Below are 24,223 nucleotides of genomic sequence, written 5' to 3'. Positions count from 1 at the left end.
TATGCAGGCTATCGTTACTGGAATCAATTACATACTCGCAAAGATTGTTGCGGCTGTTCAATGGATAGGCGATCTCTTCGTTGACATATTTAAGGCTGGCTGGGACATGCTCACGGATTTATTCTGCTGGGGGTTTGAGTCCATCTTGCGTTTGGTCGTCACTATTGTCGGTGGCGTCGATTTCTCCGGCCTTGTCAGTCAGGCCGGCGCCTGGGCCGCGCTTCCACCTGAGGTTACGGCAACCCTTAGCGCTGTGGGCATCTCACAGGCTATGGGAATCATCATCTCGGCCTGCATGATCCGCATAACCCTTCAGCTGATCCCATTCACTAGGCTTGGCTCATGATTAACTTACTTCTCGGCGCTCCTGGCGGTGGAAAAAGTTATGAGGCCGTCGTGCAGCATGTTTTGCCAGCCCTTGAAAAAGGCCGCAAGGTCATCACCAATCTGCCGCTTCTTCTTGAGGCCTTTGCAAATATTGATTCTCGCTTTGGCGACCTTATCGAGCTGCGGACGGAATCTAAGAAGGAGGGCACAACAGGCATTAAGGGTGAGGATAGGGCGTGGCGACCTTTTGAACACGAATTCGACTATGGCGACTCATGGCGGCGTGCCGATGGAATAGGGGCGCTTTACATCATTGACGAATGTCATTTGGTGCTGCCTAAGGGCTCTACCCGTAAACAAGTCGAAGAGTGGTTTTCGCTTCACAGGCATGAAAATTCCGATGTGCTTTTGATCACGCAAAGCTACGGCAAGATTTCCGCCGCCATTCGTGATTTGGTCCAAGTCGTCTACCGGGTTCGCAAGAATGTTGCGCTCGGTTCCATGGGTTCATATACCCGCAAGGTGCAGGACGGCTTGCGCGGTGAAGTGGTCAATAGCTCCCAGCGAAAATACGAGCGCAAGTATTACGCCCTCTATCGAAGCCATACCCGTGGCCGCAGCACCGATGAAATGGGGGCCTCAGATATTGTCCCAATCTGGCGGCATTGGAGCTTTTACGGCGTTGGTGTGTGCATCGTCACCATCATTTGCATATTCGCCTTTGGCGATGTTTCTTCGCCCTGGTCCGTGTCAGATTCAAAGCATCAGGTCAAGCAAAAGACGGCCGCGCCCCCTATCGCTTCAAGTCTCCCGGCTTCTTCGCCTCTTCTGGTCCCCGTATCGGCTACCGTGCCAGTTGCTGCGGCTTCACCAGCTGCTGCGGCCTCTGGCCCTGAGTCCGTCGAACCCTTCGGCGGAAAAGGCTTGCATCTCACTGGCTGGGCTAAGTTTGGCTCGCGGGAGGTTTGGACCCTCGTCTTGTCCCAGAACGGCCAAGCAGTTAGCACCCTCACAAGCGATGATTTAGCCCGTGCTGGGTATGAGTGGCACGCCTCCGGCCCCTGTGCTGGCCTTGTGTCGTGGAAGTCAGCGAGTAGGGCCGTTGTGTGCGATTTGCCCCAGGTTGCCATGATGACTGCCCGATCTGGCTAAGCGCTCTGGCATCATTCGCCCTCATAAAAAAGGAGGGTGTTACATGGGAGTTCAGGATCGCGACTGGTATCGAGATGAAATGCGCAAGAGACAAGGATATGTCGAGCGCTCTGCTTATAGGCGCAGCTTAGGCAAGTCCAAGCCAAACCGCCCAGGTGCCCACGTTCCTTGGGGGCAATGGGCTGTCCAAGTTCTTACCTTTTTGGTCGCTGTACTTGTTATTGTTGTCATGGTCGCCCGCTATACCCGTGGGCACGGATAGCAAGGAGGCGGCGGGAGGGCTCCCGCTTGCGGGAGGGGCCTGCCGCATCATTGCTACTTCTTAAGCCGTCCTGGGGGCTGGGGCTTGCCCCAGTGAGGCCGGTAGGCCGTTGCATCGGGTGTTGGCTGTGGCTCGTCGTTTTTCGCGGGGCCGCGCCATTGATTGGTGAGCTTCTGGGTTCGCGCCATCAAGACCTGATCGCGTAAATCCCTTACTTCGCGCCACAGGCTTTTATTCGTCGATACGGCCATGCGCGTCCGGTTGTGCATCTCTGCATCCCATTCGCTGTGGCCGTGGCGCGACAACCACCACAAACTTAACATCGCCATTCTGGGCGGTTTTGTACTGTTCCAGCGCTCTACGGTGCGCTTAGAAACCCCCAAAGCTTTCGCTATCTGGGCCGGTTTTGGGTTGCCAATGTCGGCTAAGAGGTCGGCCCATTCGCCGGGCCATTTGGGCAGTCTGTTGAGCATGTCAAAGCCCCTCAGAATGCGTCCAAGTGCTATGTTTTGAACTCCTGAATAGGCCGAAAAGCTGTGCCGCGAATCGCACCGCTTTCACTGCCAAAAGTTCGACAATGTGTATTATGTCAAATAATGAATGTCGATAGATGCCATGTCGAAGTGTTTCGTTACACAATGACGAGTCGCAAGCAGGCTTCATCGTCCGCATTGGGGATTCATAGCCACACGACGACCCCTACCATGCGGCGCTCTCCTTCTTCGGGGTTCCCGGTGGACGACAGCATCACGCCAGACTGGACCGCGCTGAATCTGATCGGTGAATCACCGCAGTTTCGCAAAGTGCTCGATCAACTGCAGCAATGGGCGGCGGTCGATGCCACCGTACTGCTATGTGGTGAAACTGGAACCGGCAAGGAGCTGGCCGCCCGGGCGATCCACTACTGCAGCGCGCGCCAGGCCGGGCCCTTTGTGCCCTTGAACTGCGGTGCGGTGCCCGACTCGCTGTTCGAGGCCGAGCTATTCGGCCATGCGCGTGGCGCCTACACCGATGCCAAGAGCGACAGCCGCGGTCTGGCCGGTTTGGCTGAGGGTGGCACTTTGTTCCTGGACGAGATCGACTCCCTGTCTTCCCGCGCACAGGCGGCCATCCTGCGCTTCGTGCAGGACCACAGCTATCGCCCAATTGGCGCCACCCGCTTCCACCAGGCCAACGTGCGCCTGATCGCCGCCACCAACGCGAATCTGCCGGCGCTGGCCAGCATCGGTCAATTCCGCACTGACCTCTTGTTCCGCCTGGATCTGCTCACTCTCCACCTACCGCCACTGCGCGACCGCCCTGGCGACGCTTTGCTGCTGGCCGAGACCTTTGTGCGCCGTTTCTGTGCCCAGTACCGGATGCCTGGGCGCGTGCTCAGCGCCGCCAGTCGCGACGCATTGCGCTCTCCGCATCAGACCTGGCCGGGCAATGTGCGCGAGTTGGAACACCGGGTCCACCGCTGTTTCCTGCTGGACAAGCGCCTGACCGTGGAATTGGGTCTGTCATCGACTAGCCCTGTCCACAATTCCGCCTCCGACCTTGACGAGGTCACAACTGCCGGATTTCCCACGACGCCCTTTGCCGAAGCCAAGGCCCGCGTCATCGCGGACTTCGAGCGCCGCTATGTGCACGCACTTCTTCTGCATACACAGGGCAATGTCAGCGAGGCGGCGCGCCTCGCTGGCAAGGAGCGCAGCCGCTTCGGTCGGTTGGTGCGCAAGTACGAGAAGCGCGAGCAGTAAGCGGCCAAGGGCGCAGCCCGCTTTCTACGTGCAGGCAAGCATGCAAGCCGGCTGCTTGCAAGATGAACGCAACCTGGGATCTCGCCGCCGCCGGACTCAGCCGAATGCGCCCCCCACGAACTAGGTGAGGCCAAACCGCCTCGCCTGCTGCCATTGCGCCCCACCTCAGCTCTGGCAAAAGCGCCCCACCCTGCGCACGCGAGCAGGCCAAGTGATTGATTTCAAAGGCATGCCATTTGCCAAACCTGCTGGCACGCTTAGTGCGTTACTTCACAGATGGCAAGGCGCCATGGGCGCAAAGCGATGGGCAACACATCTCCCCTTGGCCCGACCGTGGATGAAACCGCGGCCTGGATCCGCAGCTACCTGGATGAATACCCGAAAGCCGCTGACACAGCGGTAGGGATCCAGCGCTGGTGGCTCGCGCCGCGCCAAGGGGAAGTGGCTTTGCTAACGGTTGAACTGGCTTTGGCCAAGCTTGAAAGCGAGGGCGTGGTGAAGAACTCCGATTCAATGGCGACGAACCCAACCTACGGCCGGCGTGGCTGAGCCAGGCGTTCTCCACCCATGGCCAGCCACCTCGCCATCGCCGCCGTCGCCAAGACGCTGCTGCGCCTGATCGAGGAGCGCTGCCCTCGCGACGAGTTCACATCCAGCCCTTCGTTCCAGCTCTACCAAACGCATGACTTCGGCAGCCAGTTGGTCAACGAGGGTTTTTCGCTGATGCTGTGGCGAGTCACCGTCGCGGCAGCGCGCAACCAACAGCCGCGGCGGGGGACGGACGGCATCTTGCGCCGGCCATCACTGCCCCTGGACTTGCACTTCATGCTGACACCTTGGGCTGGCGAGGCCGAGCGGCAACTGCGCCTGCTTGGCTGGGCGATGCGCTTCATCGAAGACAACACCGTGCTCAATGCCAGCCAGCTGAACCACTCACTGACGCGACGCGAACTCGCTGTCTTCGGCCCGCTGGAGACGGTAGAGCTGTCGCTCGACCCGCCCGGCTTGGCCGACTACCTGGGCCTTTGGGACAAATACCGCTCTCGTTGGCAGACCTCGGTGATGTATGTCGCCCGCATGGTGACGCTGGACTCCGGCCTCGCTATGCGCGATGCCGGCCTGGTGACGACGCGCGAAATGCGCTACGGCACCGAAGCGGAGCCCACGCCATGAACTCGCGGGACCTACGACCAGGCTTCGACAGGAATCTATTGACACCGATCTTCGGCGTCATCTTCCGTGATCAGCTTGACGGCCGCATCGTCAGCGAGGGCTTGAAGGTTCGCCTCATTGATCCGAAGCAGCGCAACGGGGCGCCACGCCGGCTTTGCGCCAACAGCTACGGCGCCTTTGCCTGCCACCGACTGCGCGGTATCAGTGCGGCGGGCGGCGTGGCTTCGCCATCGCCCACACGCCGCTACGAGTTGAAAGTTGACGACGAGCTTGGCCGCTACCTGCCAATGACAGTGTCGGCAGACCTGCCGCAGCACGGCTTGTTCGAACCGGCCTGCCTGGCTCAGTCGCCTGTCGTCGATACGCTGACGCCGCAACCCCATATGCCACTGTTCAGCGCACCCGCCCGAAGCGTGCCCGCTGGTGTCGGCGAAGTACGCGTCGAACTCCGCCTAGCCTCCGACCCTGACAAGCCCGCCGCCTGGGCCTGGCTCGAACTGCGGCTCGAGGCCGATGGCCGCATGCTCGCCCAGGGCCTGGCAGACCAGCGCGGCTGCGCCTTGCTGCTTTGCGCGCTGCCGGCGCCTGTAGACCTGCCTCTGGGGGGCTCACCGGCCCATCTCATGCCGCCGCTGGCTGAATGGCTGGTGCGCCTGAGTGCTTTTTGGTCGCCCGAGATTGCCGCGGCCACGGTGCCCGATCTGTGTGCACTGCAGTCGCTGCCGCCCGTGTCGCTGCTGCAGGACATTTCGGTGTCGCCCCCGACACCCCTCGCCCCGGCCCTGCTGGCCGCCGGCTCGCCGTTGGTGATCCGCGGTAGCGGATCGTCTTCCTTCGTCTTGATAGCGGCCTAGCTGCCCAAGGAGAGCTGCCATGCCCGAATACCTCGCACCCGGTGTGTTCGTGGAAGAGACCTCGTTCCGATCCAAGTCGATCGAAGGGGTGTCCACCACGACCACCGGCTTCATCGGCGCGGCCCGAACCGGCCCCGTGCATCTTCCGCCGGACATCATCACCAGCCTCGGCGAGTTCGAGGAGATCTACGGCGACGGTAAGGAACTGGTGTTCGACACCGACAGCCCGCTGGTCAACCACCTGTGGCATGCGGCGCGCGCCTTCTTCAGCAATGGTGGCAAGCGGCTCTACATCTCGCGCGTTTTCAAGCCGATGGACGAAGACGGCGCGACGACACCCGTGCGCTACGCGCCGATTGAGCCCGATACCGAGCAGGCCGCCGCAGGGGCCGTCGTCGAAAAAGGGCCTGTCAGCTACTACCAAGACGGCCATGCTCGCGTGCGTGAACTGCTCAGCAAGGGCCTCGTCGTGCGCGCACGGCACCCCGGCGTCGGCGGCAATGCGCGTGTGCGCTTCACGCTGAAGGCCGGCGGCAACATCCTCAGTGTCGGCGTTGACCCGATCACCAAGGCCGAGACAACAACGGTGCGCTCGCTGAAACACGGCGACCTGGTTTGGTCAGCTGACCGCCACAGCCCCGACGACGCCTCGCTGGGCGGCTTCTATCAGGCCAGCTGGGACGAGGACAAGGCGGAATGGAATTTCGACGCCGTGCCACCGCAAAGCCCGTCCGGCTCGCTGACGCTGGACCAGCTCTTTCCCTCCCCTGCCCTCGAACAGGGAGACGCAATTCGCGTCGTCACGCTGAGCGTGAGCTTGCTGAGCCGTGACGGCAGCAAGGACATGGGCAGCTGGGCCGCACTGCCGCTGGACCCGGCGCACCGCAGCGGCGCCAGCCGCGACTCGGTCTTCGATTACTTCGCCACGACGCCCAATTCGGCCTCTGATGCGATTCGGCTTCCGCTGGTGATCGCTCGTGATGCGGACGACATCGCCTCAGCCGGCGACGTGTTGCTGGGCCTGTTCGGCGACGACCCGGTCGGGCGGCTTGCGCCGTCCAGCGAGGAAGCCAAACGCCGCATCGGCGTGCTCGACAAGCTTGGCATGGGTATTTCGAAAGACTTCCTGCTCGACGGTGGCAATGACGGCGCCCGACCGAGCGCAGCCGACTACGAGGGCGAGGCCTTCCTCGATCGCAACTACTCGCTGGGGCTGAAACAATTCGAGGACCTGGAGGACATCTCCATCATCGCCGCCCCCGGCTCGACCGCCGGCTACGCTAACTACGCCAGCGACGCCGACGCCATCCAGCTGCTGCTGATTCAGCATGCCGAGTACATGCGCTACCGGATCGCGGTGCTCGACAGCGCCGAAGGGCAGAGCATCGCCGAGGTGCGCAATATGCGCGCCAAGCTCGACTCCAAGTACGCCGCGCTCTACTACCCCTGGGTGACCGTGCTCGACCCGATTGGCAGCAAGGAGATCGACCTGCCGCCAAGCGGCTTCGTCGCCGGCATCTACGCACGCAACGACATCCAGCGCGCCGTCTACAAGGCCCCGGCCAACGAGGTCGTCTCGCTGGCGCTTGGCTTCGAAACCCTGCTCAACAAGGCCCAGCAGGAGGTACTCAATCCCGAGGGCATCAACTGCTTCCGCTTCTTCGAGGGCCGCGGCATGCGCCTGTGGGGCGCGCGCTTGATCAGCTCCGACCCGGAATGGAAGTACGTCAACTTGCGTCGCTACTTCGCCTATCTGGAACGCTCCATCGACAAGAGCACACAGTGGGCCGTCTTCGAGCCCAATGGCGAGAAGCTCTGGGCCAATCTGCGCCGCTCGGTCTCGGACTTCCTGCTCAACGAATGGCAGAGCGGCGCCCTGCTCGGCGACAAGCCGGAGAAGGCCTTCTTCGTGCGCTGCGACCGCTCGACGATGACGCAGAACGACCTCGACAACGGCCGTCTGGTCTGCCTGATCGGTGTCGCACCGCTTTACCCGGCCGAGTTCGTGATTTTCAGAATCGGCCAATGGACGGCCGACGCGAAGACCTGACTGATCAGCATGACCTGAGCCCTCAAGGAGATCCCCATGGCCGTCCTCAGAGAACGCCCCTACGTGCAGTTCAACTTCCTCGTCGACCTCGGCAACGGTGTCACCGATGGTGCCGACGCCGGCTTCCAGGAAGTCAGCGGTGTTGGTATGGAAGTAACCGTTGCCGAGTACCGCACCGGTAACAGCCGCGAGAACAGCGTGATGAAAATCACCGGCCTGAACAAGGCCACCGACGTGACGATGAAGCGCGGCGTCATCGGTTCGCTGTCGCTCTACCAATGGCTGGACCAGATCCGCAACGGCGACCAGAACGCGCTGCGCACGGTGACCATCCAACTGCAAAACGAGGACCACACCCAGATCGTCCAGACCTGGAAACTCTTGCGCGCCCGCATCATCAAGCACACCAGCGGCCCATTCAACGCCAAGGGTACCGACGTCGCCATGGAAGAACTGGTGCTGGCCTACGAGCGGCTCGAGATGGAATGAACACGAACTCGGCGCTCTTCCCGCAATGCCGCAGGCCAGGCAAATGACATGACCCACAACCCGCCATCGCTGCGCCGACTGCCCGGCGTCAGGTTCGACGTGCCCGCGCCGACACTCGACCTGACGCTGCCGCGGATGGACATCGCGCTGTTCGTCGGCTTTGCCGGCAGCGGCCCGCTGACGGCGGCGGTCGCAGTCGAGAGCCTGGCGGAGTTTGAGACCGTCTTCGGCGGCCCCTTGCCGCTGGCGCTAGACATGGCCACCGGCGCCTGCCTGACCGGCCATCTGCATGCCGCCGTGCGTGCGTTCTTCAGTCAGGGCGGGCGGCGTTGCTGGGTGCAGCGGGTCGCGGGCGCCGGCCTCACGACAAGCCGCCTACCGCTGCCCTCGCTGCTGCGCGTGCGCCGCCGGGCTGCGGGCCATCCTTGGCAGCTGCGCCCGGCCAGCCTGCCCGCCCGTAGCCCCGGCAGCGGCGCCGACCGTGTTCAGGTGGCGGCGCGTGTGCTCCCAACACCACTGCGCGCCCGTGCGCTGGATAAGTCCACGCTGGAGCTCGCCGCGCCAGGCGCCGCGCTGCGTCCGGGAGATCTGCTGCGCATCGCGCTGGGGCCCATCCGCATGCACCTGCGGGTGGACTCGATGAATGGCCTGCGCCTGCGTATCGATGGTCGCGTCGCAATCAAGCCGCTGCTTGGTGACCCCTTCAGCAACCTGCCTGTGCCAGAAGGCACCGAAGGCGCGGACGCTACGCCGGCCGTTCGCCATCAGTGGCAGGCTGACGGGCGCCTGAGTCTGTGGCTGCGCGCGCTGCCGCAAGACTTGCCGCAGCGCGGCCAGGTGCTGGCACTGGGCTTCCCGCAGCGTCGCGCCTGGATGAGCATCGCGGAGCCCGAGATCAGCGCAGCGCCGGACCTGGACGGCCGGGTCGAGATCGTCGTCACCGGCCGGCCCTGGCGGCTATCGCTGAACAGTGCCCGCCGGGCTTTCGAGGCCTGGTGCGCCGACCCACAGCCGCGCCTGCTGCAATTGCTGCGGCTGGATTTGCGCACCCGCTCCTCGCCCGGACAACAGACTGTGTTGGCCGACCTCAGCCTAGCCAACCCGCCCGACTCGGCCGACCCGGCCGCGCGCGGCGTCTTTGGCCTCCCCAATGACGAGCAGCTGTTCGGTAGCGGCGACGGCGGCGCCGCCACGAGCGCTTTCGCGGAACGCGACGCCCTGGGCCGGCTCAGCGGCCGCTTTGAGCTCGCTTCCAATCCCATGAGCGGTACAGGCATGCTGGTCCCGCTCGAGGACCTTGATGACTTCGACGCCCAGTTGCACGCGCTGCCCAGCCCTTTTTCAGCACTTCAACGCGACGGGCTGCATGAGTACGGCTGGCAGCTGTTCGCCGAGCCGCTGCTGGCCGGATATGGCGCCGATCTGCTGGCCGACAAGGCCGAGGCACTGCGCTTGACCGGCGCGGACCCGCGCCGGCCTGCATCGCTGCGTGGCATGCACGCTGTCTTCGGCGCGCGACCGGAGCACTTCGCGGATGAGCCGACGCTGTTGGTGTTACCCGATGCCATCCACCCCGGCTGGCGCCCTATCACGGCTGCCCCCACCGCCTGGACCGAGCTCTCGCCGCTGCCGGAACCGCCCGCCCCTGGTGTCGGCGAGCCCTTCCGGGCCTGCGACAGCGCGCCGCTGCCCCGCCCCGCCTTCGTGCGCGGCCCAGACCCACGCACCGACGGCGCATTCACGCTGTTCTGGTCTCATGCGATCGCCGGCGCCCGATACGAACTGCAGCAGGCGATCGAGGCCAGCTTCGACGGCGCCATCACCATCCAACAAGGGCCGGCCACCCGCTTCGATGCCGGCCCGCACAAACCCGGTACCGCCTTCTACCGCGTCAGAGCCGAACTCGGGCCACGGCGCTCCCCCTGGTCGGCACCGGTGCGCATCGTCATCGGCCTGCAGGGCTGGGAAGCGTTGCCGTGGCAGGACAAGAATCTGACCGCCATCCACCGGCTGATGCTGCGCACGGCCGCCGGCCGCGGCGACATATTGGCTTTGCTGTCGCTGCCCATGGCCTACGACACCGAGCAGGCCTGCCGCCATGCGGACCGCTTGCGCGCCACGCGGGCCGCGGGCACGCCCAACTCACCCAACTCACCCGACTCGCACGAGCCACCGGCTATCGGCGAGAACGAGAGCCGTGCGCTATCGCACGGCGCGCTGCTGCATCCCTGGCTGATGATCCGCAGGGACACTGAGGACATCTGGTTCCCGCCCGACGGCCCGGTCTGCGGCCAGCTGGCCACAACGGCGCTGGAGCGCGGCGCCTGGATCGCCGCAGCCAATCGGCCGCTGCGCGATGTCGTCTCGCTGAGCCGGCCGGGCCTGCGGCCGACGCTGGGCCAACGCCAGCAGCTGCTGGATGCCCAGGTCAACTTGCTGCGCAGCGCGCCGCTGGGTTTCATCGTTAGCAGCTCGGACACGCTGTCACCAGCGGCCGACTGGCGGCCGATCAGCGTGCGGCGTCTGATGTGCCTGCTGCGCCGCCTGGCACTGCAGCGCGGCGTCACCTATGTGTTCGAGCCCAATGGCGCGACGCTGCGCCGCACGGTCGAGCGCGGCTTCGAGGCGATGCTGGATCAGCTCTACCGCCGTGGCGCCCTGGCCGGCGCCAGCGCCGCCCAAGCCTTCCAGGTCAATGTCGGCGACGACATCAACACCCGCCAGCGGCGTGACGCCGGCCAGTTCTGGGTCGAGTTAAAGGTCGCCCCGGCCTTGCCCATGAGCTTCCTCACGGTGCTGCTGATGCGCAGCGGTGAGCGTGTCCAGTCCCAGGAAGTCCACTGATATGCGCCCTTTCACCGCCTTCAACTTCGCCGTCGAGATCGTGCCTGAGGGTGCGTCCGCGCCGCTGGTCAACGCGGCCTTCTCGGACTGCGATGGCATAGAGATGGCTATGGATGTCAAGACCATCCGCGAAGGCGGCAGCAACGACCGGCAGATCCGCCTGGCCGGGCCGGCCACCTTCGGCCAACTGACGCTCAAGCGAGGCATGAGCGAAGACAGCTTCGAGCTGTGGCGCTGGATGTCTGACAGCCTGGCCCACCCGGGCAAGCGAGCCCAGGCCACCGTCGTGTTCTACGGCTCCGACGGCGCCAGCGAGCGCGCCCGCGTCGTGCTGCAGCGCTGCTTGCCCGTCAAACTGAAAGCGCCGAGTCTCATCGCCAAAGACGGCGCGATCGCGGTCGAAGAGCTGCAGATTGCCTACGAGTCTTTCACCATGCAGCCGGGGAAGTGACATGAGCTCAGACACCCATGCCAGCAAAGCCTTGCTCGTCGAGCTCGCCGAAAACTTGGTGGACGACCTGCCAGGCGGCAAGACCGTCACGGTCCAGTTCAACCCAGAGTCGCTGAAGCTCAGCTTCGCCAACCAGATCCAGAACAACAGCAGCAGCAATACCGCCGGCAGCGCCGCAGGCGGCGGCAGTGGCGGTGGCCGCAGTGACCAAGCGGGTGGCACGCAGGGCCGGCAGTTCATCGGTGCGGGCACAACCAAGCTCTCGGTGCAGCTGTGGTTCGATGCCGGCCAGGCCGGTGTCGACGATGTACGCAAGCTGAGTCAGGAAGTCATCTACTTCATCAAGGGCAAAAAGGCGCAGAGCGACCCGTCCAAATTTCTGCCGCCGGGCCTGCGCTTCAGCTGGGGCTCCTTCAACTTCAAGGGCCTGATTGACAGCATCGAGGAAACCATCGATTACTTCTCGCCCGAAGGCAAGGCCCTTCGCTCGACCCTGTCGATGGCCATGTCGCAGCAGAGCATCCTGATCTCCGACTTCAGCGGCAGCCCAGGCGCGATGTCAGGCCTGCCGGCTGGGGCGCTGGCGCCCGGCACCGTGCCGATGACGCCCGCCGCCGCCGGCAGCACGCTGCAGGGTCTGGCGGCATCGGCCGGTGCCGGGGTGTCTTGGCAGGCACTCGCCGCAGCCAACGGCATCGAGAACCCCCGGCAGTTGGCCGCCGGCCAGTTGCTGAACCTGTCGGCCACGGTGGCCACTGCGGCCTCCCGCGGCCCCGTCCCCCCACGGCGCTCTTGACGCAAAGCCAAAGAAAGGAATGCCGCCATGGCCGTCGTCATCAATGAGTTTGAAGTCTTGGACACATCGCCGCAGCAGCCACCTCGCAGCGACGGCAATGCCGCGCCGCCGACCGCCGCGCCGCTGCCGGATCCCGAAGACCTGCGCAGGCTGCAGGCCGTCGCGACCGAGCTGATGCTGCGCCGCCTCGCGCACTGACCGCACTGAACCGGATCGAACCATGGACCACGCCCGCAGCGCCATCGCTTCCGCCCGGCCGGGTTTCACGGTCGGTGGCGTGGCCCAGCCCAGGCTCGACTCGGGTCTGCTGCGCTACGTCTGCAGCGAGAACGAGGCAGGCCTGTCGCACTGCGAGGCGGAGTTCGGCAACTGGGGCGATGCGGGCGGCAATACCGGCTTCCTCTGGTTTGACCGACGCGTGCTCGATTTCGGCAAAGACTTCCTCGTCAAGATCGGCGGGGCGACGATCTTTGAAGGCCGCATCATGGGGCTGGAGGCACGTTTCCCAGAGCTGGCGCCGCCGACGCTGGTCGTCCATGCCGAGGACCGGCTGCAGGACCTGCGCATGACGCGCCGCACGCGCGTGTTCGAGAACCAGGCCGATGCCGACATCGTTCGCACCATGGCCAGGGACCACGGCCTGACGGTCGAGACCGACCTCTCAGGCCCCAGCCATGCGGTGCTGACACAGATCAACCAGAGTGACCTCGCCTTCTTGCGCCAACGCGCCGCGCTGGCCGACGCCGATCTCTGGCTCGAAGGCACCCAGCTGCACGCGGCCAAGCGCGCCTCGCGCCGCGACTCCGGGCTGGAGTTGGTGCAAGGCGCGAGGCTGCGCGAATTCCATGTCTTGGCTGACCTGGCGCACCAGCGTACCGCCGTTGTCTGCACGGGCTGGGACGTCAGCAGCAAGACGGCAATCTCGTCAGAGGCTAACGGCAGCGCTATCAGCACCGAAGTCGGCAGCGGCACGAGCGGCCCGGCCCTGCTGCAGCAAACACTGGGCACGCGCAAAGACCAGGTCGCCCACTGCCTACCGCTGGAAAGCGGCGCGGCCCAGGCCTACGCCGACTCGCACCTGCGGGCGCTGGCACGGCGCTTTCTTCGTGGCCGCGGTGTCGCCGATGCCGACACGCGTCTGCATGTCGGCCGCACCGTCAAGTTGAGCGGACTGGGGCCCTTGTTCTCGGGCGCATATGCGGTGGTGGAGACTTGCCACCGCTTCGACGTCGCAGTCGGCCTGCGCACCGAGTTCGTCGTTGAACGAGCCTGGATAGGAAACCCATGAACCTTGCCGAACAACCGATGCTGGAAGCGCTGCTGTCCTCGCGCGAGGCCGGCGGCTGGGGTGGCCTGTGGCACGGCGTTTACCCGGCGCTGGTCACCGACATCAAGGATCCAGACCAGCAGGGCCGCGTCAAGATCCGCTTGCCCTGGTCGCCCGACAGCGCCGGCGCTTCCTGCGAACTGTGGGCCCGTATGGCCACGCTGATGGCCGGCCACAGCCGCGGCAGCTGGTTCATCCCGGACATGGATGACGAGGTGCTGGTCGCCTTCGAAGGGGGCCAGGTCTTGCGCCCCTACGTGATCGGCATGCTGTGGAACGGCCAAGACGCGCCGCCCGAAACAATGGACGGTGCCGGCAACAATGACAAAAAGCTGATCCGCTCCCGCAACGGCGTGCGCTTCCTCATGGACGACACCGACGGACAGGAGAGCCTGCTGATCGAAACGCCCGGCGGCCAGCGCGTCACGCTGAAAGACGGTCCCGGCGAGGTGCTGATCGAGGACAGCAACGGCAACTCGGTCAAGCTGGAAAGCGCCGGCATCACGATTACCACCTCGGCCAAGGTCACCCTCAACGCCAGCACCGTCAGCGTCTCGGCCAGCATGGTCAGCGTGGATGCCGGGATGTCCAGCTTCTCCGGTGTCGTCAAGGCCGACACGGTGATCTGCAACAGCATCATCAGCGCCTCCTACACCCCCGGCGCCGGGAACCTCTGGTGAGGACACAGTGATGAGCAACAAGCTCGCCAAGCATGACATCGCCTGGGCCGCGCCGCAGCCTTTCTGGACCGACCCGACCGGCGCGGTACAGCCGGGCAGCGCCCTGCGTCGACCGCAGATTCTGCGCTTCACACATGATGAGTTCATCCCCGAACTGCTGGCTCTGCTGCAGCAAAGCCCGGCGGCGCTGCCCGCGCATGCAGCCATGGCCGAGACCTGGCGCGGCCCCTGCGCCGTGCCGCCAGCCGAAGCCGAAAGCTGGCTGCAGGGCAAACCAGCGCGCATCTTGGCGGCGCGGCGCCGTGCCCAGCAAGGTCGCTCGGCCCGTACCGCACCCGCATCGACCGGCCTGCTGAAGCTGTACCAGCCCGCCCATATGCGCCACTACCTCGTCGGCGGCTCCCTGGTCTGCCGTACGCCGGGTCTACCGGACCGACAGATCGATCCGGCGCGCCAGAAAGTTTGCTACCTGATCCGCCGCCTGCTGCCGCGCGTGCCCAGCACGAACCGCGACGAGCCGCTGCCGGACCCGCGCCAGACCGGTGCGTGGGACGAGTTCGGCTTCGTGCCCAATGGCAAGACTGGGGCCTGGCGCTACATCGGCCCGGCCGATGCGGAAAACCTCGTCGCGACAATCGCGCCAGCTGAGGAGAGGTTGGCCCTGTTCCCGGCCAACTTCGTGCAGGACGACGGCCATCCGCGCCGGCTCTACATCGGCAACGTGCCGGTCGGGCGGCGCGAGGCCTACCAGGGCGCCGGCACGCAGGCACCGAGCAGTGGCAGCGGTGCTGCTGCGGCGGCCAGCGCCGCGCTCGATCCACGCCTGGTGCTGTTCCACACCCAGGTGCTGGGCCCGTGGAAGGCGCTGGTCAACCGCGTGATGGGCAATGGCCAGGTTGGGCTCGGCGCACTCAGTGCCGACCCGGACAACATCGGCCAGCTAAAGAGCGCACGCCTGCCCTCGGTCTTCAAGAAGTCCAGCGATCCCAGTGGCTACGACTCGACGCGGCCCGACGTCGACACGCTGCGCGCTCAGCGCAGTGCGCTGCAGACCTCGTCCTGGTATTTGCTGCTGGATCTCTACAACTTCCTGAAGGATCAGCTTGGCCTGGATGTCCGGTCCGCCGCGCCGACCGGCACCGCCCTGGCGCTGTACAACGCGCTGGACGCTGCGGCCATGCCCGATCTTGGCGATGGCGCCCTCGGCCCGCTGGTCGAACCCGACGGCGCATTCCAAAACGACGATGTCGAGAGCAACTTGATCGATGCGCTGATCCGCATCGTGCCCTTCGCCGCGTCGCTGGAGGAGGTGCAGGGCAGCTTCACGATCCCGCCGGCGGGCAAGGCGTTGGAGGACGTCGGCGTCCAACCCGGCTGGCCTGACTTCCTGTTCCTGTTCGCCGACCCCTGGCTGGGCGTGCTGCGTCCGCCTGAGCAAGCGGCATTCGATCCGCCCGAAGGTGACTACCTCGTCGAAAAAGTTCAGGCTCGCATCGACGCGCTGGCCGATCTGGTCGCCGCCGCCCTGCCTGCACCGGACCCCGCCCGGCCCGCGCCCGAGCCAACACTGGCCTCGATGCAGCCGGCCGATATGCGCGAGGCCTGGTACGTGATGCGCTTGGTCTACGAGCGGCCCGGCTGCGCGCCCTTCCATGAGGCGGTCGTCAGCGAGGCGACACCGCCATTCCAGATGGCCGGCTTCTTCGACCCCGACGCGCCTGCCCGGCCGATCCGCATCGGCCTGCCCATGGACATCAGCCCGGCCGGCCTGCGCAAGTTCGACAAAAACGCCGTCTTCATGATGAGCGACATGCTGTGCGGCCAGGTCGACCGGATGAAGGGCATCGGCCTTGCCGATCTGGTGCTCAGCGTGCTGCCCTGGCCCTTCCACAAGCCGCTGTCGGTGCCCGAAAAGGGCGATTGCAAAACCGGCGACGGACTCTCGCTAGGCGTCATGTGTTCCCTGTCCATTCCCATCATCACGATCTGCGCGCTGTTGCTCTTGATGATCATCGTCAGCCTGCTGGACTTCATCTTCCGCTGGCTGCCCTATTTCATCGTTTGCTTCCCGCTGCCCGGCTTCAAGGGGAGGAAAAAATGACCCCCACGCTCACTCTGTTCGCTACCCCCTGTACTGCCCAATTCAGGGGCGCCGGCAGTCCTTGGGTCGGCCCAGCGGAAGGCTGCCCCTGATGGACGCCGCCAAGCTCTATGGCCGGGGCATGGCCTTCCCGCCGCGCGTGCAGCCAAACGGCGCCATCGCTTGGTCCAGCGGTGAGGACAATGTGCGCGAGGCCATCCGTATCGTGCTGATGACCGAGCCGGGCGAGCGCCTGCACCTGCCAGGCTTCGGCGCAGGCCTGGCCCGCTTCCTGTTCGAACCCAATACCGCCAGCACCCACACGCTGATCGCTGAGCGCATTCAGGACGCGCTGCAGGCCTGGGAGCCGCGCGTGCGGGTCGTGTCCGTCGACGTCGCCGCCGACCCCGCCGACCCACAAGCCGCCATTGCCACCTTGAGCTATCGGCTCGTCGCCACACAGGCGCTGGAGCGGGTCTCGCTGGCTGTCTCGGTCGCAGGAACGAGGTGAAGGAAAAACATGCCGATCAAGGTACCCACCATCGACGACCGCGACTTCCAGGACCTGGTGCGCGCGGCCCTGGCCCGTGTGCCGGTGCACACGCCCGAATGGACGCAGTTGGCGCACAGCGACCCTGGCGTCACCCTGGTCGAGTTGTTCGCCTTCATGGCCGAGAGCCTGCTCTACCGCAGCAACCGCGTCCCCGAGAACAGCCGGCTCAAATTCCTCTCGCTGCTGGGCCTGCCGCTGGCCCCGGCGACGCCAGCGCGCGGCCTCGTGCAGTTCACGTCCAAACGCGCGCAGCCGGCCGCCACCACATTGGCCAGCGGCACCGAGCTACGCGCCGGCGACATTGCCTTCCGCACCGTTGCGGCCATTGATGTGCTGCCCATCGAGTCGCGCAGCTATGTGAAGTTCGAGGTCATACCCGACACGGCCGACCGCGCCTACTACCGGCTGCTCTACGCCACTGCCGAGGCCGAAAACGCGGGCGCCGAGCTGAGCATGTATGAAACCCGCGCCTTGGATGGCCGTCAGCCGGTTGACATTGCCAACGACACCGTCGACGGCGTGCTGTGGCTCGCACTGCTGGCACCCAAGGGCGCGAACCCTGACGCCGTGCGTGAGGCGCTGGCAGGCCGCACGCTGAGCCTGGGCCTGATGCCCTATGTGGACGACGCGCCGGCGGTGCTGCCCACGCAGGGCCAGGGCCGCACCGGCGTGGGCGCGGGCGATGGCGATAAGGCCACGCTGATCAGCTACGAAATGCCGGTCGTCGGCAGTGCCGAGGCGAACTACAAGCCCCGTCCCGCGCGCAGTGTCGACGACGTGTTGGCCGGGCCCGGTGTCGTCGAGATCACGCTGCCGACGCGCGCCGAGCAGATCGGCAGCTGGGATCAGCTCGACCCGCTGGAGGCCGGCGTCGGCGCGCGCCCACCGGCACTGGAGGACACGGCCGACGCCGCACGCGTCATCAGCTGGCTGCGCATCGTGCCCTCCGCGTCGGCGCGGGCGCGTTTTCTGTGGGCCGGCGTCAATGCGGTGCCCATCACCCAGCGCATCGTGGTGCAAAACGAATTGATCGGCGAAGGCACGGGCCGCACGGACCAGAGCTTGCGCCTGGCTCGCGGCGGTGTCGTCGCCGGCTCCGTCACGATCAGCGTCATCGCCGATGGCAAGCTAGAAGACTGGCAGGCCATCGACGACCTGATGGCCGCCGGCGCCGAGGTGCGTGCGCTGGACCCGCAGCGTGCGCCGGGCCAGGTCTGGGAGGACAGTCGCGAAAGCCGCGTCTTCACCGTCGACCCCGAGGCCGGCACGGTGCGCTTCGGCGACGGCCTGCACGGCGCCCGGCCGCCGCTGGGCGCGCGCTTGGTGGCCCGCTACGAGGTCTGTGACGGCGCGCGCGGCAATGTCGCGCCAAACGCGATCAATGCTGGCCCTGCACTGCCGCCCGGCATGAAGCCTGACAACCCGCAAGCCACCTGGGGCGGCGCCGATGCCGAACACGTGGACGGCGGCATTGACCGCATCAGCAGTTTTATCCGCCACCGCGACCGCCTCGTCACCAGCGACGACTTCGAGCAAATCGCCCGCAGCGCGCCCGGCGTTGACATTGCCCGCGTCGAGGTGCTGGCGGCCTGGCACCCCGACCTGGGGCTGAGCGAGCCCGGCGACGCGCCGGGCGTCGTCACGCTGATGCTGGTGCCGCGCAAAGATCCGCGTGCGCCCGACACCCCCTCGCCCGACCGCGCCTTCCTCGACGCGCTGTGCCGCTACCTCGACCCGCGCCGGCTCGTGACGACCGAACTGGTGCTGCGTGGGCCGGACTACCAGCCCGTCTGGCTCTCGCTGGGCATCACGGTGGCCGGCGGCTTTGCTACACCGGACGTGCGCGATCGCGTCAAGGCCCGCATCATCGAATACCTGGCGCCAGCGCGCGGCCTGCACGGCGCCCTTGATGCCAGCGAAGACAGCGCCCTGGAATACCCCGGCATGGAAAAGGGCTGGCCGTTGCGCAAGGCCGTCAACCGGCTGGAGCTGATGGCCGAGGTGGCCCGCGAGCCTGGCGTGCTGAAGGTGGACGAACTCATCCTCGCCCAGGGCACGTCCGGCGCGGTCGGGACCGAGGTACCGATGAGCGGCCTGCAACTGCCTTTGATCGCCGGCCTTTCGGTCGAGGCCGGCTCCGCCGTGCCCCTGGACGCGCTGCGCGGCACGGCGCCTGCGCCATCGACCACACCGGCCGGCAAGCGGATCGTGCCGGTGCCGGTCGTGCCGTCCGAATGCTGATGCGAGCCACGCCATGAAAGACGCCAACGGCAGCCACTTCGAACTCCTGCTCGGCCAGGCCGACTGGGGTCGCTGCACGCATGTAGATGCCGACGACGGGGTCGAGCGCGCACTCGCCGTGGGCTGGGCGACGCCGGCCGGGCGCGACCGCCTGCCGCTGGCCTTCGAAGCCGGCGGCATCGGCCTGGCCAAGCGCATCAAGCACTTCCGCGCCGCCGCCAGTGACACAGCGCCCGACCCGGCCAGGCGCCTCGGCGCGGCCATGGACCGTTACGGCAGCGTCTATTGGATCGCCGATGGTGGCGCGCGCATCGAGGTGCTGTCAGGCGGCTCCCGCAGCGTGTCGGTCTTCGCCACGGCCACGCCGGCGGCTGAGGACCGGCCTCGCGTCAGGGGGGGCTTCGCGCCGCTGGCGCCAGCCGTGCCGCTTGAGCGGCGCTTGCGCGGCCTGGCCATCACCGGAGAGCAATACCTGGTGGCAGGCCTGCTGCCGGCACCGGGGCGGCCCGGCGGACTGCAGGTCTTCGATCTCGTCGCCGGCGGCCCGGCGTTGGAGCTGGCCTGGCCCGCTGCTTGGCATTTCTCGCCGCTTGACCTAGCGCCGCGCCCTTGCGGAGGACTGGCCGTGCTGGACCGCGAGCAGGGCCGCGTCTGGCTGCTGGACCGGCGCCTGGGCATGCAGGCTCAATTCCCGGTGGACCAGGTGGAGGCGCCTTCCGCCTTCGCGCCTGACGTGCCGGCACCCGCCGCGACGCAACCCTGGTTCGCGCTCACGGTCGATGCGTTGGGTGGCGGCGACCCAGTGGCCATCGAAGTGCTGGCCGATGACTCGGTACTGGTGATGGACGCCGTCGGCAGCGACGGCTTCGCGCTCATAACGCTCTACGTGGACGGCCTGATGGCCGCCCGCTGTTCGACCGCTGTCGTGCGGGACCTGATCCCTGAAGCTGACCGCGCTGGCTTCACCCTGCGCGGCTTCGACTGTGCGATGGCGCCACGCGAAAAGGGCGAGCGTCTGCTCATCGCCGCTGCCGACGGCAACCAGTGCTTCGCCTTCGATCTGTGGGTGGGCCAAAGCCCCTCGCTGTTGCTGGATCCGGTCGAGCTGTTTTTGCCTATGCGGCGCTTTGGCGGCACGGGACTGGTGCGCCGCGCCGCGACGTTTGCCGACATCACCGTGTCGCAGGACAGCGGCCTGATGTATGCCAGCGCCGTCGGCACGCAGGACGCCTGGCTGCCCTTGGTCGCGCAGTCGCGCCCCCGCTACGCGCCCGAGGCGGCCTTCAACACGCCGGCGCTGGACGGCGATGTGCCGGATTGCCCCTGGCACCGGCTGATCATCGACGCCAGCATCCCGCCCGGCTGCACGCTCAGCATCGAAAGCCGCGCCGCCGACAGCCTCGCCGCCCTGCCCGACCAGCGCTGGCGCCGCGAGCCGGCGCCGACGCTGCGCGCCGAAGGGCCCGAGCTGCCCTGGCTGCTTGATGCCGCGCCGCGCACCGATGTGGCGGCCGGCAAGGGCTCGTGGGAGTTGCTGTTCCAGCAGGCGCGCGGCCGCTTCTTGCAACTGCGTCTGACGCTGGCAGGCGAGGAGCTGGCGACACCGCGCCTGATGGCGCTGCGCGCCTGGAACCCGCGCTTCTCCTATCTGCGCGAATACCTGCCGGCGCTGTACCGCGAGGACGAGGCCTCGGCCGACTTCATCGAGCGCTTCCTGGCCAACTTCGAAGGTATGTTCACGGCTCTGGAGGACCGCATCGTCAGCGCCACCGCGCTGTTCGACGTGCGTAGCGCGCCAGACGCGACGCTGGACTGGCTCGCGTCCTGGCTGGGTCTGGTGCTGGACCCGGCGGTGACACCGGCGCGCAAGCGCCTGCTGATCCGCTTTGCCGTGCCCTTGTTTGCCTACCGCGGCACGACGCAGGGGCTGCGCCTGGCGACCGAGTTGGTGTTGTCCCAATGTGTGCGGCCCGAGGATTTCGCCTTGCCTGCCCGCTCGCAGGACCAGCCCTACGGCATCCGCATCATCGAGCGCTTCCTGACGCGGCGCCTGCCGGTACCGCTGCTGGGCGAGACGGTCATCGACGCCGGTCCTCGTTGGGTCGAGCCGGCCGCACGCTGGAGTCCGAGCGAAGGTGCGGAAGGCCTGCAGCGGCGCTATGCGGCGGCCCGCCTGGCCGCAGGGCTGGACACGAGCCCGCCCCCCAGCGCGCCCATCAGTCCGCCCGTCAGTCCGTCCATCAGCCCGCAGTTTCGCCCTATCCCGCCCGCCGATGCCGATGGCGCGCGCCACTGGGCCGCCTTCTGCGCCAGCGAGCTGGGCGGTGTGCCACGGCTGGCCGCTCAGCTGGGCAGCGCTTGGCAAGCCTGGACCGCCCGGCCGGAGGTGCCGGCCGCGCTTGGCCCGGATCTGCCCGCCAGCTGGCCGGCCGAGGCCGCGCAGCAAACGGCCTGGCGTGACTTCCTGGCCGCCGGCCTTTCGCCCGAGCTCAAGCGCGCGCTGGCGCGCTGGCAGCGCTTCATCGCACGGCGATACCAACGCAGCGATGCGCCGCCGATGGTGGCGGCCTGGGGCGCATGGCCGGCTTTCGATGTCCTGCCGCCGCCTGACCGACTGCCGGCGAGCAGCGCGGCGCTGGCGGATTGGTTGCTGTTCGAGACACGTCTGGAGCCCATGAACGCCAACGCCCACCGATTCAGCGTGCTGCTGCCCAGCAACGGGCCGCTGGCCGATGCGGCGGCGCTGGCGCAGCAAATCGACTTCGCACGGCGCGTCGTCACCTTGGCCAAGCCGGCGCACACGGCCTTCGACGTCAAGCCCTATTGGGCGATGTTCCGCATCGGCCAGGCGCGCGTCGGCCTGGACACGCTTTTGGGCATAGGCAGCCGCGATCCCGCCCTGGCGCCGCACTGGGTGATCGGCACGGGCCAGATTGGCGCCAGCCGTGTTGCCAGTCCGCCGCAGCCCCCACACGGGCGGCTGCTGTTGGCCTGCTGAACGAACAGGAGAAACACCATGGCATGCTGCACCCCTTCCAACCCGCTCGGTCCCGGCGCCGCCGCGACCGACACCTGCAAACGCGTCAACTACACGCTGGGCATGCTGATGGGCGTGGACGACTTCGTCCAGGAGCAGCTCTACGGCGGCTCGCGCCGCCGCGAGCTGGCGCGCGAGGTTCTCGGCTACGGCACGGTGCACGGCTTGGCCGTCGTCATCGAGGCGGATGGCGACAAGGGCCTGCGCGTGCGCGTCACGCCAGGCATGGCTTGGCTGCCATCGGGCACGCCGGTCTGCGTGGAGAGCGACCAATGCGCCAATCTCAATGACTGGCTGCTGGACTCCCGCGCATTGGTCGATGCGGGGCTGAGCGGCAGCCCCGCCCACTTCAACGTCTACCTGGTGTTGTCCCATCTGCAATGCCTGACCGACAAGGTGCCCATCCCTGGCGAGCCTTGCCGCAGCGACAGCGAGTTGATGCAGCCCTCTCGCATCGCCGACAGTTTCCGGCTCGACCTGCGCACCATGCCGCCGGCGCAGCGCGAGGAAGATGCCCTGCGCGACTTCGTCGAATGGCTGCTTGGCACCGAACTGGTCGCCACCTCACCGGCGCTGGACGAGGCCGGCTTCGTTGCCGCGCTGCGCGCCGCCGCGCAGGACTGGCTCAATCCCTCCTCCCCGCCGCTATCACCCCCCTGGCTGCCGCCGGCGGACTATATGGAAGGCAGCATCCCAGCCAATGCCGACGAAGCGCTGTTCCGCACGGCACTGCGGCTGTGGGCGACCGAGCTGCGGCCGCTGTGGATGGCCAGACCCGACTGCAGCTGCAATGCGACGCCGATCCCGCCGCAAGACGATGCCGTGCTGCTGGCGCGCTTGGAGCTGGCCCTGGTCGCCACGGCCGACGGCTGGCAGCTCAGCGACAAGCTGGCCGATCCGGTCACGGTCGACGAGAGCCGCCGGCCCGTGCTCATGACGCTGCGCATGCTGCAAGAGCTGCTGCTGCGCTGGCGCGAGGACCGCGACACTGAACCCGGCAATAGCGTTGTTGCCGAGACCAGCTTCGGCCTGCCTTCCTCGCCGGGCAGCTCGCTCGACTATGCACGCGCCGACCACACACATGGCAGCCCGGCGCTGCCAGTCCTGGGCGGCGACCTGTCGGGCACGCTTGACAATGTGCTGATCGACAGCCTGCAAGGCGTGCCGCTGGCGGCGCCAACACCAATCGCTGAAGGCCAGGTGTTGACCTTCAGCGCCGGCCAGTGGCAGCCCCGCCCACTGCCTGCCGCACAGGTCACTGATCTGGTCGGCGACCTGGGCGGGGCGCTCGACAACAACCGCTTGGCCGCCCTGCAAGGCGTGCCGCTGGCAGCGCCCCTGCCCATCGGCGAGGGCGAAGTGCTGACCTTCAGCGCGGGCCAATGGCAGCCGCGTTCCTTGCCTGAGGCGCCTGTCACCAACCTCGCCGGCGACCTCGGCGGAGCGCTCGACAACAACCGCTTGGCCGCCCTGCAAGGCGTGCCACTGGCAGCGCCCCTCCCTATCGGCGAAGGCGAAGTGCTGACCTTCAGCGAGGGCCAATGGCAGCCGCGCTCGCTGCCCGAAGCGCCCGTCCCAGACCTCGCCGGCGACCTCACCGGCCCGGTCACCGGCAACCGCTTGACCGCGCTGCAGGGCGTGCCGCTGAATGCGCCCGACCCGGCGCCCGACCAGATCCTGCGCTTCATCAACGGCAGTTGGGTCGCCGTCGATCTGCCGGCCGCCGGGCCGGCGCCGGCGCCAAGCGGACAGTTCGTTGGCCGCGGCAGCGCCGAGGACTTCGAGATCGTCGCCGCCGGCGAAGTACGCGTCACGCTAGCCAATGGGCAGGGCCAAGCGCAGACGGTGCCGGCCGCGGGCGGTTACGGTGGGCTGCGTTCGCTGACGCCGCGCGTCAACAAACGCCAGCCGACCCAGGTACTCATCCCACTGCGGGCCGCTGTGGAAAACGCCGAGAAGCTTCCCAACTACATCGTCAAGCTCACGCCGATCTGGCAGGAGAGCACGCAGTTCGGCTTCGCACCCTATCTGCTCGAGCAGGTCAAGGCTGAAGGCAAACGGATCGACTTCACGGTGTTGCTATTGGCCGCGCAACAGATCGGTGACGGCGAGTTCCAACTCGCCTTCCAGGTTGAGGTCAGCCGCTTCGCGGACAGGAGCTAGTC

The 24,223-nt window shown here is 66.7% G+C and carries 20 protein-coding genes; 19 read left to right on the top strand and 1 reads right to left on the bottom strand.

The genetic code is table 11. The features are described 5' to 3' along the window. Window position 1 precedes the first annotated feature (1 nt). The gene (locus tag AABB87_RS05875) at window positions 2-346 is read left to right on the top strand and encodes a DUF2523 family protein (RefSeq protein WP_341970408.1); all 345 of its coding nucleotides are present in this window, start codon (window positions 2-4) and stop codon (window positions 344-346) included. Then, window positions 343-1,479: a zonular occludens toxin domain-containing protein gene (locus tag AABB87_RS05870; protein WP_341970407.1), complete on the top strand. Its 1,137-nt coding sequence runs from the start codon at window positions 343-345 to the stop codon at window positions 1,477-1,479. Before AABB87_RS05875 ends, AABB87_RS05870 begins: the two co-directional genes overlap by 4 nt. A 315-nt stretch (window positions 1,480-1,794) precedes the next feature. On the opposite strand, the gene AABB87_RS05865 is transcribed toward AABB87_RS05870, so the two are convergent. Next, a complete protein-coding gene (locus AABB87_RS05865) occupies window positions 1,795-2,214 on the bottom strand; it encodes a hypothetical protein (protein ID WP_341970406.1) in 420 nt (139 codons plus the stop codon). Window positions 2,215-2,475: 261 nt separating this feature from the next. Between AABB87_RS05865 and AABB87_RS05860 the strand changes: the two genes are divergently transcribed. The 17 genes from AABB87_RS05860 to AABB87_RS05780 all read left to right on the top strand — a co-directional run bounded on the left by AABB87_RS05860 (window position 2,476) and on the right by AABB87_RS05780 (window position 24,221). Further along, window positions 2,476-3,483, top strand: coding sequence for a sigma 54-interacting transcriptional regulator (locus AABB87_RS05860; protein WP_341970405.1), 1,008 nt, complete (start codon window positions 2,476-2,478; stop codon window positions 3,481-3,483). A 333-nt stretch (window positions 3,484-3,816) separates the two neighbouring features. Next, window positions 3,817-4,032: a hypothetical protein gene (locus AABB87_RS05855; protein ID WP_341970404.1), complete on the top strand. Its 216-nt coding sequence runs from the start codon at window positions 3,817-3,819 to the stop codon at window positions 4,030-4,032. A gap of 18 nt (window positions 4,033-4,050) precedes the next feature. Beyond that, window positions 4,051-4,656: a DUF4255 domain-containing protein gene (locus tag AABB87_RS05850; protein ID WP_341970403.1), complete on the top strand. Its 606-nt coding sequence runs from the start codon at window positions 4,051-4,053 to the stop codon at window positions 4,654-4,656. Further along, complete coding sequence (locus tag AABB87_RS05845) at window positions 4,653-5,510, top strand: hypothetical protein (protein WP_341970402.1); 858 nt, start codon at window positions 4,653-4,655, stop codon at window positions 5,508-5,510. The genes AABB87_RS05850 and AABB87_RS05845 overlap by 4 nt, the downstream gene beginning before the upstream one ends. Before the next feature lie 19 nt (window positions 5,511-5,529). Next, the gene (locus tag AABB87_RS05840; protein WP_341970401.1) at window positions 5,530-7,560 is read left to right on the top strand and encodes a phage tail sheath family protein; all 2,031 of its coding nucleotides are present in this window, start codon (window positions 5,530-5,532) and stop codon (window positions 7,558-7,560) included. A gap of 36 nt (window positions 7,561-7,596) precedes the next feature. Beyond that, window positions 7,597-8,049 carry a phage tail protein gene (locus tag AABB87_RS05835; RefSeq protein WP_341970400.1) on the top strand — a complete coding sequence of 151 codons (453 nt, stop codon included), beginning with the start codon at window positions 7,597-7,599 and terminating at the stop codon, window positions 8,047-8,049. 48 nt (window positions 8,050-8,097) lie between these two features. Further along, window positions 8,098-10,893: a phage tail sheath C-terminal domain-containing protein gene (locus AABB87_RS05830; RefSeq protein ID WP_341970399.1), complete on the top strand. Its 2,796-nt coding sequence runs from the start codon at window positions 8,098-8,100 to the stop codon at window positions 10,891-10,893. A gap of 1 nt (window position 10,894) precedes the next feature. Next, window positions 10,895-11,344: a phage tail protein gene (locus AABB87_RS05825; protein WP_341970398.1), complete on the top strand. Its 450-nt coding sequence runs from the start codon at window positions 10,895-10,897 to the stop codon at window positions 11,342-11,344. A 1-nt stretch (window position 11,345) separates the two neighbouring features. After that, window positions 11,346-12,140, top strand: coding sequence for a CIS tube protein (locus AABB87_RS05820; RefSeq protein WP_341970397.1), 795 nt, complete (start codon window positions 11,346-11,348; stop codon window positions 12,138-12,140). 27 nt (window positions 12,141-12,167) lie between these two features. Next, complete coding sequence (locus AABB87_RS05815) at window positions 12,168-12,338, top strand: hypothetical protein (RefSeq protein ID WP_341970396.1); 171 nt, start codon at window positions 12,168-12,170, stop codon at window positions 12,336-12,338. A gap of 22 nt (window positions 12,339-12,360) precedes the next feature. Then, entirely contained in the window at window positions 12,361-13,428 is a 1,068-nt protein-coding gene (locus tag AABB87_RS05810) for a phage late control D family protein (RefSeq protein WP_341970395.1), read from the top strand. After that, window positions 13,425-14,147 (top strand): phage baseplate assembly protein V, encoded by a 723-nt coding sequence (locus tag AABB87_RS05805; RefSeq protein ID WP_341970394.1) that lies wholly within the window; start codon window positions 13,425-13,427, stop codon window positions 14,145-14,147. Before AABB87_RS05810 ends, AABB87_RS05805 begins: the two co-directional genes overlap by 4 nt. A gap of 10 nt (window positions 14,148-14,157) precedes the next feature. Next, a complete protein-coding gene (locus AABB87_RS05800; protein ID WP_341970393.1) occupies window positions 14,158-16,248 on the top strand; it encodes a hypothetical protein in 2,091 nt (696 codons plus the stop codon). Between the two features lie 91 nt (window positions 16,249-16,339). Next, window positions 16,340-16,738, top strand: coding sequence for a GPW/gp25 family protein (locus AABB87_RS05795; RefSeq protein ID WP_341970392.1), 399 nt, complete (start codon window positions 16,340-16,342; stop codon window positions 16,736-16,738). A 9-nt stretch (window positions 16,739-16,747) separates the two neighbouring features. Then, the gene (locus tag AABB87_RS05790; RefSeq protein ID WP_341970391.1) at window positions 16,748-19,021 is read left to right on the top strand and encodes a baseplate J/gp47 family protein; all 2,274 of its coding nucleotides are present in this window, start codon (window positions 16,748-16,750) and stop codon (window positions 19,019-19,021) included. Between the two features lie 13 nt (window positions 19,022-19,034). Beyond that, on the top strand, window positions 19,035-22,019 hold the full coding sequence (locus AABB87_RS05785; RefSeq protein WP_341970390.1) for a phage tail protein: 2,985 nt from the start codon (window positions 19,035-19,037) through the stop codon (window positions 22,017-22,019). A gap of 18 nt (window positions 22,020-22,037) precedes the next feature. Further along, window positions 22,038-24,221, top strand: a complete 2,184-nt coding sequence (locus AABB87_RS05780) for a hypothetical protein (protein ID WP_341970389.1) — start codon at window positions 22,038-22,040, stop codon at window positions 24,219-24,221. Window positions 24,222-24,223 lie beyond the last annotated feature (2 nt).

The organism is Roseateles sp. PN1 (assembly GCF_038419725.1).
Classification (GTDB): Bacteria; Pseudomonadota; Gammaproteobacteria; order Burkholderiales; family Burkholderiaceae_C; genus Paucibacter_A.
The sequence above is the reverse complement of the archived record's forward strand: the minus strand, read 5'-3'. Positions and strand labels throughout refer to the sequence as shown.

Coding starts and splice junctions, on each gene's coding strand:
- AABB87_RS05875 (WP_341970408.1), top strand. CDS start 2: ATGCAGGCTATCGTTACTGGAATCAATTACATACTCGCAAAGATTGTT.
- AABB87_RS05870 (WP_341970407.1), top strand. CDS start 343: ATGATTAACTTACTTCTCGGCGCTCCTGGCGGTGGAAAAAGTTATGAG.
- AABB87_RS05865 (WP_341970406.1), bottom strand. CDS start 2,214: ATGCTCAACAGACTGCCCAAATGGCCCGGCGAATGGGCCGACCTCTTA.
- AABB87_RS05850 (WP_341970403.1), top strand. CDS start 4,051: ATGGCCAGCCACCTCGCCATCGCCGCCGTCGCCAAGACGCTGCTGCGC.
- AABB87_RS05845 (WP_341970402.1), top strand. CDS start 4,653: ATGAACTCGCGGGACCTACGACCAGGCTTCGACAGGAATCTATTGACA.
- AABB87_RS05840 (WP_341970401.1), top strand. CDS start 5,530: ATGCCCGAATACCTCGCACCCGGTGTGTTCGTGGAAGAGACCTCGTTC.
- AABB87_RS05835 (WP_341970400.1), top strand. CDS start 7,597: ATGGCCGTCCTCAGAGAACGCCCCTACGTGCAGTTCAACTTCCTCGTC.
- AABB87_RS05830 (WP_341970399.1), top strand. CDS start 8,098: ATGACCCACAACCCGCCATCGCTGCGCCGACTGCCCGGCGTCAGGTTC.
- AABB87_RS05825 (WP_341970398.1), top strand. CDS start 10,895: ATGCGCCCTTTCACCGCCTTCAACTTCGCCGTCGAGATCGTGCCTGAG.
- AABB87_RS05820 (WP_341970397.1), top strand. CDS start 11,346: ATGAGCTCAGACACCCATGCCAGCAAAGCCTTGCTCGTCGAGCTCGCC.
- AABB87_RS05815 (WP_341970396.1), top strand. CDS start 12,168: ATGGCCGTCGTCATCAATGAGTTTGAAGTCTTGGACACATCGCCGCAG.
- AABB87_RS05810 (WP_341970395.1), top strand. CDS start 12,361: ATGGACCACGCCCGCAGCGCCATCGCTTCCGCCCGGCCGGGTTTCACG.
- AABB87_RS05805 (WP_341970394.1), top strand. CDS start 13,425: ATGAACCTTGCCGAACAACCGATGCTGGAAGCGCTGCTGTCCTCGCGC.
- AABB87_RS05800 (WP_341970393.1), top strand. CDS start 14,158: ATGAGCAACAAGCTCGCCAAGCATGACATCGCCTGGGCCGCGCCGCAG.
- AABB87_RS05795 (WP_341970392.1), top strand. CDS start 16,340: ATGGACGCCGCCAAGCTCTATGGCCGGGGCATGGCCTTCCCGCCGCGC.
- AABB87_RS05790 (WP_341970391.1), top strand. CDS start 16,748: ATGCCGATCAAGGTACCCACCATCGACGACCGCGACTTCCAGGACCTG.
- AABB87_RS05785 (WP_341970390.1), top strand. CDS start 19,035: ATGAAAGACGCCAACGGCAGCCACTTCGAACTCCTGCTCGGCCAGGCC.
- AABB87_RS05780 (WP_341970389.1), top strand. CDS start 22,038: ATGGCATGCTGCACCCCTTCCAACCCGCTCGGTCCCGGCGCCGCCGCG.